The organism is Nocardiopsis sp. FR4 (genome assembly GCF_009830945.1).
Lineage (GTDB): Bacteria > Actinomycetota > Actinomycetes > Streptosporangiales > Streptosporangiaceae > Nocardiopsis.
Genome location: NZ_VWVV01000003.1, coordinates 187,580 through 206,251 on the forward strand (window position 1 = coordinate 187,580; position 18,672 = coordinate 206,251).

At 71.8% G+C, this 18,672-nt stretch carries 16 protein-coding genes; 9 read left to right on the forward strand and 7 right to left on the reverse strand.

The window, feature by feature from the left end; all coding sequences use genetic code 11:
* Positions 1 to 38: 38 nt before the first annotated feature.
* A complete protein-coding gene (locus FYW95_RS05545; RefSeq protein ID WP_201294713.1) occupies positions 39 to 512 on the reverse strand; it encodes a hypothetical protein in 474 nt (157 codons plus the stop codon).
* 663 nt (positions 513 to 1,175) lie between these two features.
* Here FYW95_RS05545 and FYW95_RS05550 point away from each other — a divergent pair.
* From FYW95_RS05550 to FYW95_RS05575, 6 genes are all read left to right on the forward strand, one after another.
* Positions 1,176 to 2,873, forward strand: coding sequence for an ABC transporter family substrate-binding protein (locus FYW95_RS05550; protein ID WP_159941705.1), 1,698 nt, complete (start codon positions 1,176 to 1,178; stop codon positions 2,871 to 2,873).
* 84 nt (positions 2,874 to 2,957) lie between these two features.
* A complete protein-coding gene (locus tag FYW95_RS05555; RefSeq protein WP_159941706.1) occupies positions 2,958 to 3,968 on the forward strand; it encodes an ABC transporter permease in 1,011 nt (336 codons plus the stop codon).
* Positions 3,961 to 4,881, forward strand: coding sequence for an ABC transporter permease (locus FYW95_RS05560; protein ID WP_159941707.1), 921 nt, complete (start codon positions 3,961 to 3,963; stop codon positions 4,879 to 4,881). The genes FYW95_RS05555 and FYW95_RS05560 overlap by 8 nt, the downstream gene beginning before the upstream one ends.
* Positions 4,878 to 7,085, forward strand: a complete 2,208-nt coding sequence (locus tag FYW95_RS05565) for an ABC transporter ATP-binding protein (RefSeq protein WP_159941708.1) — start codon at positions 4,878 to 4,880, stop codon at positions 7,083 to 7,085. Before FYW95_RS05560 ends, FYW95_RS05565 begins: the two co-directional genes overlap by 4 nt.
* A 322-nt stretch (positions 7,086 to 7,407) precedes the next feature.
* The gene (dacB, locus tag FYW95_RS05570; RefSeq protein ID WP_159941755.1) at positions 7,408 to 8,955 is read left to right on the forward strand and encodes a D-alanyl-D-alanine carboxypeptidase/D-alanyl-D-alanine endopeptidase; all 1,548 of its coding nucleotides are present in this window, start codon (positions 7,408 to 7,410) and stop codon (positions 8,953 to 8,955) included.
* Between the two features lie 307 nt (positions 8,956 to 9,262).
* On the forward strand, positions 9,263 to 11,266 hold the full coding sequence (locus tag FYW95_RS05575; protein WP_236572060.1) for an ABC1 kinase family protein: 2,004 nt from the start codon (positions 9,263 to 9,265) through the stop codon (positions 11,264 to 11,266).
* 66 nt (positions 11,267 to 11,332) lie between these two features.
* On the opposite strand, the gene FYW95_RS05580 is transcribed toward FYW95_RS05575, so the two are convergent.
* Positions 11,333 to 11,884, reverse strand: a complete 552-nt coding sequence (locus tag FYW95_RS05580) for a TIGR03086 family metal-binding protein (RefSeq protein ID WP_159941709.1) — start codon at positions 11,882 to 11,884, stop codon at positions 11,333 to 11,335.
* 122 nt (positions 11,885 to 12,006) lie between these two features.
* Here FYW95_RS05580 and FYW95_RS05585 point away from each other — a divergent pair, with 122 nt between their 5' ends.
* A complete protein-coding gene (locus FYW95_RS05585; protein ID WP_236567689.1) occupies positions 12,007 to 12,816 on the forward strand; it encodes a helix-turn-helix transcriptional regulator in 810 nt (269 codons plus the stop codon).
* Here the strand turns inward: FYW95_RS05585 and FYW95_RS05590 are convergent.
* Together FYW95_RS05590 and FYW95_RS05595 are read right to left on the reverse strand one after the other, a co-directional pair.
* Complete coding sequence (locus FYW95_RS05590) at positions 12,755 to 13,333, reverse strand: TetR/AcrR family transcriptional regulator (protein ID WP_255459331.1); 579 nt, start codon at positions 13,331 to 13,333, stop codon at positions 12,755 to 12,757. The genes FYW95_RS05585 and FYW95_RS05590 overlap by 62 nt on opposite strands.
* A 29-nt stretch (positions 13,334 to 13,362) precedes the next feature.
* Positions 13,363 to 13,686 carry a DMT family transporter gene (locus FYW95_RS05595; protein ID WP_159941710.1) on the reverse strand — a complete coding sequence of 108 codons (324 nt, stop codon included), beginning with the start codon at positions 13,684 to 13,686 and terminating at the stop codon, positions 13,363 to 13,365.
* A gap of 271 nt (positions 13,687 to 13,957) precedes the next feature.
* Here FYW95_RS05595 and FYW95_RS05600 point away from each other — a divergent pair, with 271 nt between their 5' ends.
* On the forward strand, positions 13,958 to 15,259 hold the full coding sequence (locus FYW95_RS05600; RefSeq protein ID WP_201294715.1) for a L,D-transpeptidase: 1,302 nt from the start codon (positions 13,958 to 13,960) through the stop codon (positions 15,257 to 15,259).
* An 85-nt stretch (positions 15,260 to 15,344) separates the two neighbouring features.
* Here the strand turns inward: FYW95_RS05600 and FYW95_RS05605 are convergent, their stop codons facing one another.
* Positions 15,345 to 15,953, reverse strand: a complete 609-nt coding sequence (locus FYW95_RS05605; RefSeq protein WP_159941712.1) for a TetR/AcrR family transcriptional regulator — start codon at positions 15,951 to 15,953, stop codon at positions 15,345 to 15,347.
* Positions 15,954 to 16,438: 485 nt separating this feature from the next.
* Positions 16,439 to 17,326, reverse strand: coding sequence for a helix-turn-helix transcriptional regulator (locus tag FYW95_RS05610; protein ID WP_159941713.1), 888 nt, complete (start codon positions 17,324 to 17,326; stop codon positions 16,439 to 16,441).
* A gap of 123 nt (positions 17,327 to 17,449) precedes the next feature.
* Here FYW95_RS05610 and FYW95_RS05615 point away from each other — a divergent pair, with 123 nt between their 5' ends.
* Positions 17,450 to 18,205 carry an SDR family NAD(P)-dependent oxidoreductase gene (locus FYW95_RS05615; protein ID WP_159941714.1) on the forward strand — a complete coding sequence of 252 codons (756 nt, stop codon included), beginning with the start codon at positions 17,450 to 17,452 and terminating at the stop codon, positions 18,203 to 18,205.
* Between the two features lie 7 nt (positions 18,206 to 18,212).
* Here the strand turns inward: FYW95_RS05615 and FYW95_RS05620 are convergent, their stop codons facing one another.
* Positions 18,213 to 18,455, reverse strand: a complete 243-nt coding sequence (locus FYW95_RS05620; RefSeq protein ID WP_159941715.1) for a hypothetical protein — start codon at positions 18,453 to 18,455, stop codon at positions 18,213 to 18,215.
* Positions 18,456 to 18,672 lie beyond the last annotated feature (217 nt).

Below are 18,672 nucleotides of genomic sequence, written 5' to 3' on the forward strand. Positions count from 1 at the left end.
TCCGCAGCTCAGCGGGCGGGCACGCGGAACGCGGTTCCTCAGGAGGTGAGGGACTGGTTGCGCGGCGGGATGCCCGCCATCGCCATGAAGGACTCGACCTTGGCCGGACTGGTCAGGCCGGTCAGCGGCAGGTACGTGCGCGAGGTGCGGCGGCTCTTCAGCGAGGGGAAGCGCTTGGGCCGCCCGCTGGTGTCGCACAGCCCCAGGGAGCGGATCCGGCCGGGGAGCACGTAGTAGGAGCCGATGTCCTGGAAGGGCACCCGCACGATGTAGCGGCCGCGCTCGTAGCGGAACTCCCCGTCGGAGACCTCCAGGACGGGGGACTTGATCATGTGGCCGTGCACGGCCAGCGCGGCGCCCACCAGGGCCGGGAGCACGCCGAGGGTGATGTTCGCCCAGTGCGAGGGGTCGACCGCGACCACCGCGGCACCCAGCGCCACCAGAGCGTAACCAGCCCACAGCTCCACGTGTTTGCGGCCTGCGGGGCAGACCAGGCGGACTGTTTCGGACACGGCAGTGGCCTCTCTCGCTGGGAGCTGCGGTGGTGACGGCGATCGCCGAACGAAACCCTATCGGCTCCCGCGGGGTGCGGCAGGTGGTTTCGGACAGCTGAGTATGCGGATTCCAGCGTGGTTCCTCCGTGCTTTGGCAGCCCAGGGGTCCCTTGCCGGATTTATCTGGTGATCATCAGATCATCCTATGGATGACATGTTCTGGCTTGTCATGGAGTCTGAGCGTGGATCGCCGACCTCGACGGGTGGAGGTATGGCGTTATGTGAGAGCTTTGGCACCTTTGTCGGTATCGCTCTGTGTAGTTATTCGATGTGATTCCGTAGTTAAACGACGTTTACTTTACCATAAACAGTGTTGACGGGCGATGGCTTTCCGCAATGCATTTCTGGCACGTCCGAATCCAGAATCGGGGCATCTGGGCCTGTTGTGGTGCTCTGACCTGCGATGACATTCGTGTTGCCAGGGTGTTAGGGGTGTGTGTCCGCCTCCGGTGACCATGGGCGCGAACCGGTTGCGGATGGGTCACGAATCCGGCAGTGGGGCTATACAGACATTTCGCTCAATGGTCTTCTGATCGACTAATCGCCTAAGTTCTGCGGGGCGTGTGCGAACCACGCGAACCCCCCAGGTTCGGCTCGTATTAGTGATCAAGGGTGTAACTGATGCACAAACGAAGGAAGACGCTCGCGCTCGCCGCCGCGGGAACCTCCGCGCTGATGGCGCTGACCGCGTGCTCCGGCGGCGGTGGCGGCGACGGGGAGGGCGAGAAGGTGGTCACCTGGGTGATCAACAGCCTTCCCGCCGCCTGGGGTTCCATCAGTGCGGCCGGGGGCAGCGTCTACACCGTCCAGATGCTCTCCGGTGTGCTGCCCTACACGGGACAGTGGCAGCCCGACGCGACGTACGAGTACGACCTGAACGTGCTCGCCGAGGAGCCCACGCTCATCAACGAAGACCCCGAGGCGGGTCCCTTCGAGTTCAGCTTCACCCTCCACGAGGACGCGGTGTGGAGCGACGGCACCCCGATGACGGGCGAGGACCTGCGGGTCACCATGATGATGTCCGCCTCCCCCACCGAGGGCTACTGCACCACCTGTGACTCCCGCGGCACCACCGGGCCCGACATGGTGGAGGAGGTCGAGGTCGACGGCAAGACCGCCACCTTCCGCCTCAAGGAGGGCCTGGCCAACCCCGAGTGGATGGCCATGTTCGACGCCCACAGCGCCGGGGGCGGCTTCTACCCGGCGCACCTGGCCGAGGAGAACGGCTGGGACGTCGACGACCCCGACCAGCTCGGCGAGTACTACACCTGGCTGCACGAGACGCGCCCCGAGTGGTCCGGCGGCCCGTACCAGATCGTGGACGGCGACCTGGAGAACCAGGTCGTCAAGGAGCCCAACCCGGAGTGGTGGGGCGAGACGCCGAAGCTCGACCGCGTCATCATGTCGTACAACACCGACGAGGGCACCTTCGTCAACGCCTTCCAGAACGGTGAGATCGACGGCGCCAACCCCGCGCAGTACAGCGAGGACGTCATCACCCAGATCGAGGGCATCGGCGCCACCCTCACCGTCGGCGAGGGCAACATCTGGGAGCACATCGACATCAACACCAAGAACGAGTTCCTCTCGGACGTCGAGCTGCGCCGCGCCATCTTCACCGCGATCGACCGCGACCAGATCGCCAGCCGCAACTTCGGCGCCGGCTACCCCGACTACGAGCTGAAGAACAACCACATCTTCTCCAGCGACAGCGAGTACTACGAGGACCACATCACCGACAGCGGCCAGGGCAGCGGTGACATCGAGGCCGCCACCGAGATCCTGGAGGAGGCCGGGTACGAGCTCGACGGGGACACCCTCACCCTCGACGGGGAGCAGGTCGGCCCCTTCCGCCTGCGCAGCACCGACACCGTCGTGCGCAGCAACTCCCTGCAGCTCATCCAGGCCCAGCTGGCCGAGATCGGCATCGAGACCACCATCGAGATGACCGACGACCTGGGCGGCATGCTGGGCGGCACCGAGTACGACATCGTCCAGTTCGGCTGGAGCGGCACCCCCTACTTCACCTCCAGCCCCCAGCAGTTCTGGCACAGCGAGAGCGAGAGCAACTTCGGCGGCCTGGAGAACGACGAGGTCGACGAGCACGCCATCGCCGCCGGCACGGCCCCCAGCCTGGACGAGGCGGCCGAGCACGCCAACGCGGCCGTGGCCGCCGTGGTGCCCGAGGCCTACTCGCTGCCGATCATGGCCGAGCCCAACTACTTCTTCGTGAGCGACAGGCTCGCCAACGTCGAGGACAACCTGCAGTCCAGCTACCGCGCCACCTACAACATCGGTGAGTGGGACATCGCCGAGTAACTCGGCTCAAGGTCCCAGGCCCGGGTCCGGACCACCCCGTCCGGACCCGGGCCGGTCCTCGTCCACCCCTGAAGGATCACACCCATGCTCGTTTACACGGTGCGGCGCGTCCTGGGCGCGATACCCATCCTGCTCCTGGCCTCCGTGCTCACCTTCGTCCTCATCGACGTCTCCGGCGACCCGCTCGCCGACCTGCGGATGCAGCAGCCGCCGCCGGACCCCTCGGTCATCCAGCTCCAGGAGGAGCGGCTCTACCTGGACCGCTCCATGCCCGAGCGCTACTGGCTCTGGATCACCGGCATCGGCGGCAACGGCGACATCGGACTGCTCCAGGGCAAGTTCGGCCCCTCCACCCAGAGCGCCACCTACGACATCGGCGAGAACCTCTTCCTGCGCCTGGGCACCACCCTGCGCCTGGTCGGCGCGGCCATGGTCTTCGCCCTGGGCCTGGCCGTCCTCGCCGGCGTGGTCAGCGCGATGCGCCAGTACTCCAAGCTCGACTACACCCTCACGTTCATCGGGTTCCTCGCCCTGGCGATGCCGGTCTTCTGGTTCGCGGGCATCATGCAGCAGGCCGGGGTGGGCTTCAACGAACTCGTGGGGAGCCAGGTCTTCGCCACGATCGGGGACGGCACCTACCAGGCCCAGGGCCAGGACCTGTGGGGGCGGATCACCAACGCCTTCGCCTACATGACCCTGCCCACCATCGTGCTGATGCTGACCAGCTTCGCCTCCTGGAGCCGGTACCAGCGCACCTCCATGCTGGAGGTGCTCAACAGCGACTACGTCCGCCTGGCCCGGGCCAAGGGCCTGCCCAACCGCGTCGTCATCCGCCGCCACGCGCTGCGCACCGCCCTGATCCCGCTGACCACCGTGGCCGCGGTCGGCATCGCCGGGATCATCGACGGCGCGATCCTGACCGAGCGCGTCTTCCAGTGGCGCGGCCTGGGCGAGTTCTTCATCGCCGCGGTGGAGAAGAACGACTCCTACGCGCTGATGGCCTGGCTGCTGCTCAGCGGCGTCCTGGTCATCCTGGCCAACCTCATCGCCGACCTGCTGTACGGCGTGCTCGACCCGAGGATCCGCTATGAGTGAGACGAAGGTTCCCCCGGCGCCCCGGAGCACCGACGCCGAGAGCGTCGGCGGCGCCGAACGCACCCAGCTGCAGATGATCCTGTCCCGGTTCGTGCGGCACCGGGCCGCCATGGTGAGCCTGGTGGTCCTGGTCCTCATCGTCCTGGGGGCCTTCCTCGGCCCGTTCCTCTGGCGGTGGGACCACCTGGTCCACCTGGAGATCCCGGCGAGCGTGCCGCCCGGACCCGAGCACCCGCTCGGCACCACCACCGCCGGGCACGACGTCCTGGGCCAGCTCATGCGCGGCGCCCAGCAGACGCTGAAGGTCGCCTTCACCGTGTCCATCATGGGCACCGTGGTCGGCTCCCTGTGGGGGGCCGCCTCGGGCTACTACGGCGGGCGCGTCGACGCCCTCATGATGCGCGTCGTGGACGTGTTCATGATCGTCCCGCTGCTGGTGATGGTGGCCGCGATCGCGGGCAACGTCCGCGGCGGCACCACCTGGTACGCGGTGGCGCTGATCATCGGGTTCTTCGCCTGGGCGCAGATCGCCCGCGTCGTGCGCGGCGTGGTCCTGTCCCTGCGCGAGCAGGAGTTCGTGGAGGCGGCCAAGGCCGCCGGGGCCTCGCCCAGCTGGATCATCGTCCGGCACCTGCTGCCCAACGCGGCCGGGCCGATCATCGTCGCGGCCACCCTGCTGATCGCCGTGGCGATCCTGCTGGAGGCGGGCATGTCCTTCCTCCAGTTCGGCATCCAGCCGCCCGACATCTCGCTCGGCCAGATGATCGGTGACGCCCGCACGGCCGCGTCCACCCGGCCCTGGCTGTTCTACCCTCCCGGCGTGCTGCTGCTGGTGGTCTGCCTGACGATCAACTTCATCGGCGACGGCCTCCGCGACGCCCTCGACCCACGACAGACCATGGTGCGGCGATGACCACGACAGAACACACGAGCAACGAGGGGACCGCCGCGGCGGGCACCGCGGACGTGGTGCTGGAGGTCCGCGACCTCAGCGTCACCTTCCGCTCCGACGACGGGCCGCTGCCCGCCGTGCGCGAGGTGTCCTACGTCCTGCGCAGGGGAGAGGCCCTGGGGATCGTGGGCGAGTCCGGATCGGGCAAGTCCGTGACCTCCATGGCGATCATGGGACTGCTGCCCAAGGGCGCCCGGGTCGAGGGTTCGGCCAAGGTCCTGGGGCAGGAGATCATCGGCCTCACGGACGCGCAGATCAGCAAGGTCCGCGGCGACAAGATCGCGATGATCTTCCAGGACCCGCTGACCTCCCTCAACCCCGTCTACACCATCGGCTACCAGATCGCCGAGGCCGTGCTCGCGCACCGGAAGGTGGGCAAGAAGGCCGCGGAGGCCCGCGCCCTGGAACTGCTGGAACTGGTGGGCATCCCCAACCCGGAGCAGCGGCTCAGGCAGTACCCCCACGAGCTGTCGGGAGGTATGCGCCAGCGCGTGGTCATCGCCATCGCGATGGCCAACGAGCCGGACGTCATCATCGCCGACGAGCCGACCACCGCCCTGGACGTGACCGTCCAGGCCCAGGTCCTGGAGGCGCTGGAGGCGGCCCGCAGGGAGACGGGCGCCGCGCTGGTGCTCATCACGCACGACCTCGGCGTGGTGGCCGGGCACGTCGACCGGATCGGCGTCATGTACGGCGGCCGCCTCGTGGAGACGGGACCGGTGGAGGAGGTCTTCTACCGGCCGCGGATGCCCTACGCCCTCGGCCTGCTGGGGTCGCTGCCCCGGCTGGACGAGGAGCGGCACGAGCGGCTCACCCCCATCGTGGGAACCCCGCCCTCCCTGCTCTCCCTGCCCACCGGCTGCACTTTCGCGCCGCGCTGCCCGATGGCGCGCGAGCTGTGCCACCAGGAGGAGCCGCGCCTGCTGGCCGCCGACGGGAGCGGGGAGCGCGTCCCCGTCGCCGTGGAGGACACCGGCGCGCACGCGGCGGCCTGCCACTTCAGCGACGAACTGGAGGGCGCGCGGCCCACCGACCTGTTCCGGGGCACCGCGGTGGCGACTGAGGCCGCCGAGGACGGGGCCGGGGAGGCCCTCGCCGAGGTCGCCGAGGGAGCCCCGGGCGCGGACCCGGAGGGGGCCGCGGACCCGGGCACCGGAGAGGTCATCCTCACCGTCCGGGACCTCGTCAAGCACTTCCCGATCCGGTCCAAGGGCCTGCTCAGGAGGAGGATCGGCGAGGTGCAGGCGGTGTCGGGGGTCTCCCTCGAACTGCGTGAGCGCGAGACCCTCGCCCTGGTCGGCGAGTCCGGGTGCGGAAAGTCCACCACCGCCCGGCTCATGCTCCAGCTGATCAGGCAGACCTCGGGCGAGGTCAGCTACCGGGGCCAGCCGCTGCACACGCTGTCCCCGCGCCAGATGCGGCCGCTGCGCCGCGACCTCCAGCTGGTCTTCCAGGACCCCTTCGCCTCCCTGGACCCGCGCATGACGGTCTCGGACATCATCGCCGAACCGCTGCGGATCCACGGCCAGCGCAACGGCACCGCCAAGCGGAGGGTCCGGGAGCTCCTGGAGCTGGTGGGCCTCAACCCCGAGCACGGCTCGCGCTACCCGCACGAGTTCTCCGGCGGCCAGCGCCAGCGCATCGGCATCGCCCGGGCCCTGGCGCTCAACCCCAAGGTGCTCATCCTGGACGAGCCTGTCTCGGCCCTGGACGTGTCCATCCAGGCGGGCGTCATCAACCTGCTGGAGGACCTCCAGGACGAGCTGGGGCTGTCGTACCTGTTCGTCTCGCACGACCTGTCGGTGGTCAAGCACATCGCCGACCGGGTGGCCGTGATGTACCTCGGCAAGATCGTGGAGACGGGGACCACCGACCAGCTGTTCGGCGCGCCCGCGCACCCCTACACGCAGGCCCTGATCTCGGCGATCCCGCTGCCGGACCCCGTCAAGGAGCGCACCCGGGAGCGGATCGTGGTCACCGGGGACGTCCCCAACCCGGCCAACCCGCCCTCGGGCTGCCGGTTCCGGACCCGGTGCCCGAAGTTCGCGGGCGAACTGTCCGAGAACGAGCGCGTGAAGTGCGTGGAGGAGCCCCCCGAGCTGCTGGACCGGGGGACCGGCCACCAGGACGCGTGCCACTACTCCAAGGCGGTCGAACTCATCTGAGGCCCGGGGCCGCCGCGGGGGTCGCCCCCTGCGGCGGCCCCCGGATGGCCGGAATCGGACAACTTTCCCACTAGCGGTCGGGGTTCACGCTGGTTGGCGGGGTCCACCCACCCGGGCGCGCGCCGTTCCAGGGCGACCCACCCGCGAGGTCCTGGCAACGGGAGCGGCGCGCGGGTTAGGGTGCGGTGCCCTTTTCTGCCCGTGACCGGTAGGAGACACCCCGTTGAAAGCCCTCGCCCCGACCCGGACCCCCGGGTCCCCGAGTCGCTCCGGCGACCGTCACCGCCCCGGCCGCGCGACCGCCGCGCTCCTCGCGGCCCCGCTGCTCGCGGCGTCGGTGCTGGCCGCCTCCCCCGCGCACGCGGACACGCCCGAGGACCGCCTGGGCGGCCTGCGCCAGGACATCGACGCCCTCCTGGCGGACCCCGCACTGGAGGGGGCGGTGTCCGGTGTGGTCGTGGTCGACCCCGGCACCGGGGAGACGCTCTACTCCCGCGACGGCGGCGCCCGGCTGCTGCCCGCGTCCAACGCCAAGCTGTTCACCTCGGCCGCCGCCCTGGAGGTGCTGGGCGCCGACCGCACCTTCACCACCGAGGTCGTCGCCCGGGGCGGCGACGGACGCCACGGGCGACGCGGCCACCGCGGCTCGGTGGAGGACCTGTACCTGGTGGGCGGCGGCGACCCGACCCTGTCCGCGGACGACCTGGACGCGCTGGCCGCCGACGTGGCCGCATCCGGGGTCACGACGGTGCGGGGCGACGTGTACGCCGACGACACCTGGTTCGACTCCGAGCGCCTCGTCGGCGACTGGTGGCCCGAGGACGAGCCCTACGCCTACTCGGCCCAGATCTCGGCCCTGACGGTCGCCCACGGGGACCGCTACGACACCGGGGTCACGGAGGTCTCGGTCTCCCCGGCGGCGCAGGGCCAGCCCGCCGAGGTGGACCTCGGCGCGGCCGAGGGCTACGCCGAACTGGACAACCGGGCCGTCACCGGCGCCCCGGGCAGCGGCAACACCCTGGTCGTCGACCGACCGGTGGGCACCAACACCATCACGGTCAGCGGGTCGATCCCCGCGGGCGGTGCGACCGTGAGCGTCCTGCGCACCGTGGACGAACCCGCCGGGCTGGCCGCCCACCTCTTCGAGCAGGCCCTGGAACGGCACGGGGTCGCGGTGAGGGGCGGCGTGGAGTTCGGCGCGGCCCCCGAGGGCGGCCGGGGCGTCCGGGTGCTCGCGGAGCACGAGTCCCCGGCGCTGGAGGAGATCCTCGTCCCCTTCATGAAGTTCAGCAACAACGGCCACGCCGAGATGCTCGTCAAGAGCATCGGCCGCGAGGTCGCGGACGAGGGCAGCTGGGCCGCCGGGCTCGCCGGGGTGGAGGAGGCCGTCGCCGGGCTCGGGGTGGACACCTCCGACCTGGTCCTCAACGACGGCTCGGGCCTGTCCCGGAGCAACCTGGTCACCGCCGACACGGTCGTGGACCTGCTGGTGCGCTCGCGCGCGGCCGACTGGCACGGCATGTGGGAGGAGTCCCTGCCGGTGGCGGGCGCGAGCGACCCGTTCACGGGCGGCACCCTGAGGTTCCGCATGGGCGGGACCGCGGCCGAGGGGGTCGTGGAGGCCAAGACCGGCACCATGTCCGGCGTCAGCGCCCTGTCGGGGTACGTCCCCGGGCCGGACGGCGGCGGGCTGGTGTTCAGCGTCGTCAACAACGGCCACAGCGGCCCGGCGCCCACGGGCGTGCAGGACGCGATCGCCGTCCGCCTGGCCGAGCACCTGGGCCACCAGGCGCCCCTGGGCGTGCGCTCCCAGAGCGCTCCCGCGCAGGGCGGCGGTGAGCTGGAGTGCTCGTGGGAGCTGACCTGCTGACGCGCCCATCCGCTGAGGTGCTGGCTGCCGAGGTGCCGGGCGGTGGAGGCACCGCGGCCCGGGGCGCTGGGCCGTCGGTGCGCGGGCGCCGGCGTACGGCGGGCTCGGCGGAGCGCTGAGCCCGCCGCCGGAGGGCCGCGGGGGGAGTCCCCCCGCGGCCCTCCGGGTTCTCCACGGATCCGGGGCGGCCCTGCCGCCACGGCCTCCGCGATGGCATTGTGGGGGGTCGGCGCGAGCGCTCGCGCCCGTTCACCCCCGCCCGCCCGCTCCGCGTCCGCGGAGACGACGGAAAGAGAGCCCCCCGGCCGTGTCCCTCCTCGTCGAGGTCCTGCTCCAGATCCTGTCCCTGTTCGTCTTCGCGGGTGCGCTGCTCTGGCTCGGCGCACTGGCCAGCCGGATGATGGGCGTTCCGTTCAGCCTGCCGAGGCTGGCCCTGGCGGGGTTCCTCGGCGCGGTGCTGGGCCCCGCCGCCGCGGGGCCCCTGTACTACGGCTCCTACGAGGAGTTCGCCCGGCACATCTCGGCGGAGGGGCCGCTCCCGGCCGGGTTCGGCGTGACCGTCATGCTGCTCTCGGCGGTCGGCGCCCTGTTCGTCTTCGTGGGTCTGGAGCTGGCTCTGCCCCGACACACCCGGCTGCGGCCGGTCCACGTGGTCCGCGCGGCGCTGGACGGGTTCGGCCGGATGCGCCGCTACCGGCAGATCACCTGGATCCTGGCCAGACACGGGCTGTGGGGCTATGTCACCGGCCGCGGGGAGGGTGCCGGAGGCGCCTCCGGCCAGCGCCGCCTGGCCCGCTCCCTGGCCCGGTCCATGGAGGAGGCCGGGGTGGTGTTCGTCAAGCTCGGGCAGGTGCTCGCCACGCGGCGCGACCTGCTGCCCCCGGTCTTCGTCGAGGAACTGGGGCGGCTGCACAGCGAGGTGGCCCCCGTTCCCCTCGCCGAGGTCCGCCGGGTCGTGGAGGAGGAGCTGGGCCACCCGATGGAGGAGGTGTTCGAGGACTTCTCCGCCGAGCCCCTCGCCGCGGCCTCCGTCGCCCAGGCGCACACCGCCCGGCTGCGCGGCGGCGAGGAGGTCGTGGTCAAGGTGCAGCGGCCCGGGATCGGCCCGGTCGTGCGGCGCGACCTGGACATCATCCGGCGGCTGGCGCTGCGCTTCGAGGCGGGCACCGACTGGGGGCGGGCGATCGGCGTGGTGGACCTGGCCGAGGGCTTCTCCGAGGCCCTGCGGGAGGAGCTGGACTTCGAGGTGGAGGCGGCCAACATCGCCGCGGTGGCCGGAGCCGCCCCCGACTCCCCGGTGCGCGTCCCCCGGGTGCACGAGGCGCACACCAGCAGGCGCGTCCTGGTCATGGAGCGGTTGCGCGGCGTCCCCGTCGGCGCGGCCGACCCCGCCGGGACCGACGGGCGCGCCCTGGCCGTCACCCTGCTGGAGTGCCTGCTCGAACAGGTCATGGTCAGCGGGATCTTCCACGCCGACCCGCACCCCGGCAACATCCTGCTGCTCGACGACGGCGGCGTGGGCCTGCTGGACTACGGGTCGGTGGGCCGCCTGGACGGCCAGACCCGCGAGTCCCTCCAGCTCATGCTGCTGGCCCTGGACCGCTCGGACGCGGTGCTGCTCACCGACACCCTGCTGGACGTGGTCACCGAGCCCGGGGAGGTGGACGAGGAGCGGCTGCGGCGCGCCCTGGGCCAGTTCATGGCGCGTTACCTGCACCAGGGGATGACCGCCAGCACGCGGATGTTCACCGAGCTGCTGCTCATCGTCACCCGGTTCGGCCTGGCACTGCCCGGTGAGCTCGCTGCGGTCTTCCGGGCCCTGGCCACCCTGGAGGGCACGCTGGTGCACCTCGCGCCGGGCTTCGACACCGTCACCGAGGCCAAGCGGTTCGCCGAGGAGCGGATGTCCCGGCGGCTCGGCGCGCAGGACCTGCGGGAACTGGCGGTGGACGAGGTGGTGGCGATGCTGCCCACGCTGCGCCGCCTGCCGCGCAGACTCGACAAGATCACCGACCAGCTGCACCGGGGCCGGTTCACGGTCCGGGTGCGGCCGTTCGCCCACCCGGAGGACCGCCACCTCGTCCGCGTGCTCGCGCACCGGGCGGTCCTCACGGTGCTGGTGGTGGCCACCGGGCTGATGTCGGTGGGGCTGTTCCACGTCACCGACGGGCCCGGAGTGGAGTGGCGGGAGCTGTCCGTGCGGGTCCAGCTCCTCAACGTGTCGGCCTGGCTGCTGCTGGCGGTGGCGGCGCTGATGCTCCTGCACCTGCTGGTGGGCGTCTCCCGGGACGGTGCCGGGCGCGGGAGATGACCCCGGAGAGGACGAGGCCGCCCGCCGGGCGGCCCGCCGCCGGGTGCCGCGCCACCGGGCGGTCGGCTACCAGGCGCGGCGGCCGAGGAAGGCGAGCAGCCGGGTCTGCTCGTCGGCGCCCCCGGGCGGGGTGAGCTCCGGGCCGCACACGCCCTCCCGGCGCAGGTGGGGGCCGAACCCCGCCGCGGCCTCGCGCGCCCACCGCACGTCCCCGGGGTCCAGGCGCTCGTCCTGCCCGGTGGCGCGGGCCAGGTCCCAGCGGTGCACCACGAGGTCGAAGCTGAGAAACCGGTCCACGGCCTCGGCGAACGTGGTGGGGCCGAAGAACCCGCCGAAGGCGGCGGCAGCCCGGTCGGGGTCCGACAGGTCGGCCAGGACCACCGCGCGGGCGGCCTCCCACGCGGCGGCGGGATCGGCGTCCACGGAGGGGATCTCGCCCAGTTCCCGGCCGACCAGGCCGAGGAACATGCCCTGGGTGTCCACCACGTGGCGGACCACACCGCGGGCGTCCCACCCGGGGCAGGGGGAGTCGGCCGACCAGCGGTCGGCGGGCACGGCCGCCACCGTCGCGGCGAAGTCCTCGGACAGGCGGGCGTAGCGTGCGCGGATGTCGCTCATGTCGGGGTTACCTCCGGATTCGCGCGGAACACCCCCATCCTCGTGACCCCGCCCCCGCGCGTCTTGAAGAAAAGCGACGCGTCGCACTCCAGTTCGATCCGGAGGGGTCTACTGTGGGGCCCGTGGAACCGCACCCCGTGACGGCCGACGCGCGCGGCATCCTCGATCCGGAGTTCGGGCTGACCCGGTTCCGGCTGGACCGGTACGCGCCCTCGGCCAAGGCGGCCCGTTTCGTGGACCGCTACTGGCTGGCCTCGTGGGACCTCACCGGCCGCGAGCCCCACACCCAGCGGGTCCTGGCCCACCCGGTGGTGAACCTGGTGTTCACCGGCGGGACCGCGACGGTGCACGGACCCAGCACCGGGGTGACCTCGCGCCTGCTGGAGGGACGGGGGTGGGCGCTGGGGGTGATGTTCCGCCCGGCGGGCTTCCGCCCCCTGGCCCGGGGGCCGATGAGCGCCCTCGTGGACGCCGTGCTCCCGGCCTCACGGCTGCTCGACGGCTCCCCGGTCTTCGCGTCCCCGGATCGCACGACGGATCCGGCGGCGCTCAGGGCCGAGCTGGACCGGGTTCTGGGCGGGCTGCTGCCCGACGCCCGCCACCCGGCCGAGGAGACCCGTGACATCGCCGAACGGGTGGCCGCGGACCCCTCGACCGTGAACGTGTCCGGGCTCGCCCGCCGGGAGGGGGTCACCGTCCGCTCGCTCCAGCGGCGCTTCGGCGACCACCTCGGTCTGGGCCCCAAGACGGTCATCCGCAGGTACCGGCTGTACGAGGCGGCCGAGCGGGCCCGCCGGGGAGCCCCCGTGTCCTGGGGGGCGCTGGCAGCCGAGCTCGGGTTCAGCGACCAGGCCCACCTGACCAGGGAGTTCACCGCGCTTCTGGGGACCCCGCCCGCACGTTACGCCGCGCGCGCCGCACCAGGAGGCTGAGCGTGCGGTACACCTCCTCCGCGGACAGCTCCGGGTCGGCGCAGCCCCGCACGAACAGGCCGTCGAGGGCGGCGCACACGCCCGCGCGCTCGACGGGGTCGGGCAGGTAGGGCGCGAAGAAGGCGTCCACGGCCCGGTTCCAGCGCTCGATCTGCGGGCGCAGGGCCGGGCGCCGGGCGGCGAGCAGGAACAGCTCGCACTCGGCCATCACGTGGGCCCGGTCGGAGCCCGGGCCCCCCGCGACCATCCCGGCCAGGGCGCGCAGGGCGGCGTCCGCGTCCTCGGGCAGGGCGGCCAGTGCGGCCACGTAGGTGTCGTTGACCCGGGTGAGTGCGTCCACGAGCAGGTCGTCGACGGTGGCGTAGTAGTAGGTCACCGCACTGGGCGGGACCCCGGCCTCGGCCGCCACGCGCCGCTGGCTGACCGCGGCCACGCCGTCGCGTTCGACCACCCGCATGGTGGCGTCCAACAGTGCCCTGCGCCGCCGCTCGCCCTTGATCCTGCGTCCGTCGGTCACCGTCCCGGCGTCCCGCGCGCCGTCCCCGCTCACCGGTGGCCGCCCAGCTCCAGGGCCATCACCCCGGCGATGATCAGGGCGATCCCGCCCACCTGGATCCAGGTGAGCGTCTCACCGAAGAGCACGGTGCCGATCACGGCCACCAGGGCGATGCCCGCGGCCGCCCACACGCCGTAGGCCACCCCGAGGTCCATGCCCCGGGTGAGGGACTGGCTGAGCATGAGGAAGGCCCCGATGTAGCCGACTCCCACCACGATGGAGGGGACCAGCCGGGTGAAGCCCTCGGAGAGCTTCAGCGAGGTGGTGGCGATCACCTCGGAGACGATCGCCCCGGCCAGCCAGAGCCACGGCATGGTACCTCCCGGGAGAAAGTGGAGCATCTGAACAAGATTCTAGGCTCGCGGTCCTCGGAGTACAACGCCGCGGGGGGATGGCCGTAATCTCTTAACCCCGGGGGCCGTCCTCTACCCCCTCAGGTGTATCGTCGTCGGTTCCGGTGTCCTCACCCCCGCCCCCGGAGGTCACCACTCCATAACCGATGCGTGGGATTTCAGAACCTTTCGGGCGCACGCGCGTCCTAGTGGTAGTACACGGCGTTCGAGGCTTGACATGGAGGTACCAGACGTGACGGGCAAGACACCCCCGGTGGCGATGCGCCGGTTCGGTATCGGACTGGTCGCGCTGGCGCTTGCCGCCACCGCCTGCACGTCCGGGGAGGCCGAGACACAGAGCGGCGGTTCCGAGGTGCCCGAGGCCGACCCCGCGGTGCTGGCGATCACGCCCGCGGACGGCTCCGAGGAGGTCGCGCCCAACTCCCCGGTCACGGTCACCGCGGAGAACGGCGTCATCACCGACGTCAGGGTCGACCAGGCCGTCGTGGACGAGGCCTCCGCCGGACAGGCCGCGGAGGACGACCCCGCGCTCTACGAGATGACCGGCACCCTCAACGGCGACGGCACCGAGTGGGTCAGCGACTGGAACCTGCGCCCCGGCTCCGAGGTCGTGGTCACCGCCACCGCCGAGAACGAGGCCGGTGAGACCACCGAACTCGTCCACGAGTTCACCACCCTGGAAGCGGTTCCCGGGCAGCGCCTGGAGCTGGCCTCCAACTACCCGGTCTCGGGCGACACCGTCGGCGTGGGCATGCCGATCGTGATCAACTTCGACCTGCCGGTCACCAACAAGGCCCAGGTCGAGAACTCCATGGAGGTCGTCTCCGAGCAGGGCGTCCAAGGCGCCTGGAACTGGACCAACGACCAGACCGCGGTCTTCCGCCCCGAGGAGTACTGGGACCCCTACCAGGCCGTCAGCGTCGACCTGCACCTGGCGGGCGTGGAGGCCTCCGAGGGCGTCTACGGCGTGCGCAACTACCGGATCGACTTCGAGATCGGCCGCGAGCTCATCGCCACCATGCACGTGCCCGACCACGAGATGGTCATCACCGTGGACGGCGAGCACGAGCGCACCATCGAGGTGAGCAACGGCAAGGCCAACCGCCGCTTCGACACCACCAGCAGCGGCGTCCACGTGCTCATGGAGCGCTACGAGCACATCACCATGGACTCCACCACCGTGGGCATCCCCGAGGACGACCCCGGCGCCTACAACGTGGACGTGCAGTACGCGGTTCGCACCTCCAACAGCGGCGAGTTCGTGCACGAGGCGTCCTACAACCCCAACATCGGCACGGCCAACACCTCCAACGGCTGCACCAACCTGCGCATGGAGGACGCCCAGTGGTTCTTCAACAACACCCTGATGGGTGACATCCTGGACACCACCGGCACCGACCGCGAGTTCGAGTGGGACAACGGCTGGGGCTTCTGGCAGAAGTCCTGGGACGAGTGGCTGGCGGGCAGCGCCACCGGTGAGCCGCACGTCACCGACGGCTCCGGTACCCCCGGCTCCGTCCACGGCGAGCAGTAGCCGACCGCCGCGCACCGCGAGGGGGCGCCGGGAACCCCACGGTTCCCCGGCGCCCCCTCGCGTTCGCGTGGCCCCGCCCGCGCGGTCAGTCCCCGGACAGCCGGGCCACGAGGGCGTCTATCACCAACCGGGTCACCGCCGCCATGTCCACCGCCTCGGAGTCCAGCAGCCACTGCACCTGGAGCCCGTCCATCACGGCGATGACCGCCGCCGCCGCGGCCTGCGCCGGGGTGCGCCCGTCGGCCCCCGGGGTGCTGGCGGCCTCGCGGTGCTCCGGACCGAGCCGGTCCAGCACGGCCTCCCCGATCTCCTGGCGCAGCACCGTGTAGCGGTCCCGGAACCACTCCTGGGCCGGGTGGTCGTCGGTGGCGCTCTCCGCCGAGAGCACCGCGTACAGCTGGGTGGTGCCGGGGCGGGCCGCGTTGCGCTCGGCGGTGGCCACCAGGTGGTCCAGCATCGGGCCGCCCCGGGGCGCCGGTTCGGCGTCGTCGCGCAGCTCCAGGACGGCGGTGAGCAGGTCGGTCTTGGAACCGAAGTGGTGCAGGACCCCCGCCGGGGTGATGTCGAGCGTCGCCGCGATGTCGGCCAGCGAGGTGTTGTGGAACCCCTGCGCGGCGAACACGTCGGCCGCGGTGCGCAGGATCTGCTCGCGCCGGTTCACCCGCCTGCGCGGCTCCGGGCTCGTCTCACTCATCTGTAGCTCTCCGCCTCCTGCGCTTCGGGTCTGTTCCGGGGCCGGGACCCGTTTTCTACGGTATCGAGATTTCCGTCACCCTCTTGCTTAATGAATATTAAGTAAGTATGGTTCCGGCTCAAGAGACGTACGTCACGGGAAAGAAGGGCGCGGCCGCAGACCCGCGCGGGCGCCTCTGACCTCCGCCCGATCCGGAACCCCGGTCGCCGCGGCCCACTTCCCGGTGCCGGTCTGCCGGGTGTTGGTGGCCGCGGCCAGGTCCGCCCCGGACCCGTTCAACTCGTTCGGGCCCTACCCGTGCCGCGTCTGCGCCGACGCCTCGGTACCCGGCTCCGCGACCGGGTCGGCCCGGCTGGAGCGCCGCTGGCGCGGGGCATGACCGCGGGCGCCCTCAGGGGCCGACCCGCGCGGGCGGGGCCTCCGACCGAGCCCTTCGGGACCCCGCCCGTACTCCGCGGCGGACGGCGGGGTCTCGACGGCCCGTCCTAGGCGCGGCGCACCGGGCCCAGGGGGGCGGACAGCGGGGGGACGTGCTCGGGCGCGGGCGGGGGAAACCCGGCGGCCAGGCGCTCCAGCGCCCGCTCCGTGGCCGAGCCCGGCTCGGGGCAGTACATCATGACCTGCTGGTCGGTCTCGGCCACGGAGAGCAGTTGACACTCCAGCTCCAGCGTTCCCACCAGCGGGTGCTCCACCCTCTTCGTGAACGCCCGTCGCTCCCGCACCTCACGTGACTCCCACATACGGGCGAACCGGGGCGAGGTGCCCAGCAGGGTGGTGACCAGACGGGAGATGTCGGGGTCACCGGGGTAGCGGGCGTAGGAGGCGCGCAGGTCGGCCACCGAGTGGCGGGTGAAGCAGTCGGTGTTGGGGTCGTCCCAGTGCGGGTCGTCGTCCGGCCGGGAGAACATCCACCCGATGATGTTGCGCCTGCCCTCCGGCAGTGACGCCATGTCCCCGATGAAGTACGTGGCCATCCGGTTCCACGCCAGGACGTCGTACTTGGCGTCCAGCACGTAGGCGGGGGTGGCGGCCAGCCCGTGCAACAGGTAGCGCACCGCCTTGGTGATCTCCCGGTTCACCCCCCGGACGGGGGGCGGCTGCGCGCCCGCCAGGCGGAACAGGTAGGCGCGCTCGTCCACGTCGAGCACCAGGGCCCGCGCGAGCGCCGACAGCACCTGCCGGGAGGGGTTGGGGCCGCGTGCCTGCTCCAGCCGCACGTAGTACTCCACCGACATCCCGGCCAGCTGGGCCACCTCCTGGCGGCGCAGCCCCGGTGTGCGCCGGCGCCCGGTGTCGGGCAGCCCGACGTCACCGGGGACGAGCCTGGCGCGTCGGTCGCGCAGGAACGCCGCGAGTTCGCCGCGGTCCACCATGGTGTCGCCTCCTCGGTCGCCTCCCTCCAGGATGCCCCGGGAACGCGCCCCTGACAGTGGTACCGCCGATACCACCCTAGGTTGTGCCTTCCCCGCCGTCCCGGCCCCCCGCACGCTGGTGCCATGACGAACACGAGGATCGCCCTGGTGACGGGGGCGAACAAGGGAATCGGATTCCAGACCGCGCGGCTGCTCGGCCTGGAGGGGATGACGGTGCTTCTCGGCTCGCGGGACGCGGAGCGCGGAGCCGAGGCAGAGAGGGCGTTGCGAGAGGAGGGCCTGGACGCCCGCGCGCTGGCGCTGGACGTCACCGACGCCGCCGGCGTCCGGACCGCCGCGGCCGGTGTGGGGGAGGAGTTCGGGCGGCTGGACGTGCTGGTCAACAACGCGGGCGTGGCCATGGGGTGGGGCGGGTTCGGTGAGTCCGACCCCGACGCGTTCCTGCGCATGCTGGAGGTGAACGTGGTGGGCCTGGTGACGGTCACCGACGCCTTCCTCGGCCTGCTGCGCCGCTCGGAGTCGGCGCGGGTGGTGAACGTGTCCAGCGAGATCGGCTCGATCCGCACGATGACCGACCCGGACAGCCCGTTCTTCGCGATGCGGGGCAACGCGGGCTACCCCGCCTCCAAGGCGGCGGTGAACATGGTGACGGCCCTGTACGCCAAGGCCCTGGCCCCCGCCGGAGCCAAGGTCAACGCGGCCAACCCCGGGTACTGCGCGACCGACCTCAACGCGCGCACGGGGCCGCGCACCCCCGAGCAGGGCGCGCGGGTGAGCCTGCACCTGGCGAACCTGCCCGACGACGGGCCCACCGGGGTGCTGTGGGGCCACCTGGCCTCGGAAGCGGACCCGGAGAGCTACGGAGTCCTGCCCTGGTAGGGAGGCCTCACCAGGACCGGACGCCGCCGATCGGCGCGGGCAGGCGCTCGTTGAGCCAGGTCCAGGTGCCGTCGTTCTCGGTGAAGCGGCGCTGGACGCGCTCCACGTCGGTGAGCGGGTTCGTGAACACCTCGGTCCACGCACCGGCGGTGCGCTCCTCGAGGTAGAGGCTGCGCGCGTCGGTGCGCAGGCGCGTCGCCTGCAGGGTGTGGGAAGAGCCGTCGCGCAACTCGATGCGGTAATAGGCCATGGGAAGTCCCTGGAAGTGTGGATTCGTCCTGTCGGATGAGGACGGTGACACGCGGCGGAGCGGTCCGTCCGACGGCGAGAGTGCCGGGAATCGCGGTCGCGTACTGCCCGCGTCCTCGGACTCTACTCCGGTCCGCAGCACGGCACGTCCCTCGCGGAAGGTATGACGGGTGAAATTCGCGTGATGCGTCGGTGAGCACCGACTGCGATTCGGAAAA

Excerpts from the sequence above, each read along its gene's own strand:
- FYW95_RS05550 (WP_159941705.1), top strand. The coding sequence starts at position 1,176 with ATGCACAAACGAAGGAAGACGCTCGCGCTCGCCGCCGCGGGAACCTCC.
- FYW95_RS05555 (WP_159941706.1), top strand. The coding sequence starts at position 2,958 with ATGCTCGTTTACACGGTGCGGCGCGTCCTGGGCGCGATACCCATCCTG.
- FYW95_RS05560 (WP_159941707.1), top strand. The coding sequence starts at position 3,961 with ATGAGTGAGACGAAGGTTCCCCCGGCGCCCCGGAGCACCGACGCCGAG.
- FYW95_RS05565 (WP_159941708.1), top strand. The coding sequence starts at position 4,878 with ATGACCACGACAGAACACACGAGCAACGAGGGGACCGCCGCGGCGGGC.
- FYW95_RS05580 (WP_159941709.1), bottom strand. The coding sequence starts at position 11,884 with ATGAGCGACATCCGCGCACGCTACGCCCGCCTGTCCGAGGACTTCGCC.
- FYW95_RS05595 (WP_159941710.1), bottom strand. The coding sequence starts at position 13,686 with ATGCCGTGGCTCTGGCTGGCCGGGGCGATCGTCTCCGAGGTGATCGCC.
- FYW95_RS05605 (WP_159941712.1), bottom strand. The coding sequence starts at position 15,953 with ATGAGTGAGACGAGCCCGGAGCCGCGCAGGCGGGTGAACCGGCGCGAG.
- FYW95_RS05610 (WP_159941713.1), bottom strand. The coding sequence starts at position 17,326 with ATGGTGGACCGCGGCGAACTCGCGGCGTTCCTGCGCGACCGACGCGCC.
- FYW95_RS05615 (WP_159941714.1), top strand. The coding sequence starts at position 17,450 with ATGACGAACACGAGGATCGCCCTGGTGACGGGGGCGAACAAGGGAATC.
- FYW95_RS05620 (WP_159941715.1), bottom strand. The coding sequence starts at position 18,455 with ATGGCCTATTACCGCATCGAGTTGCGCGACGGCTCTTCCCACACCCTG.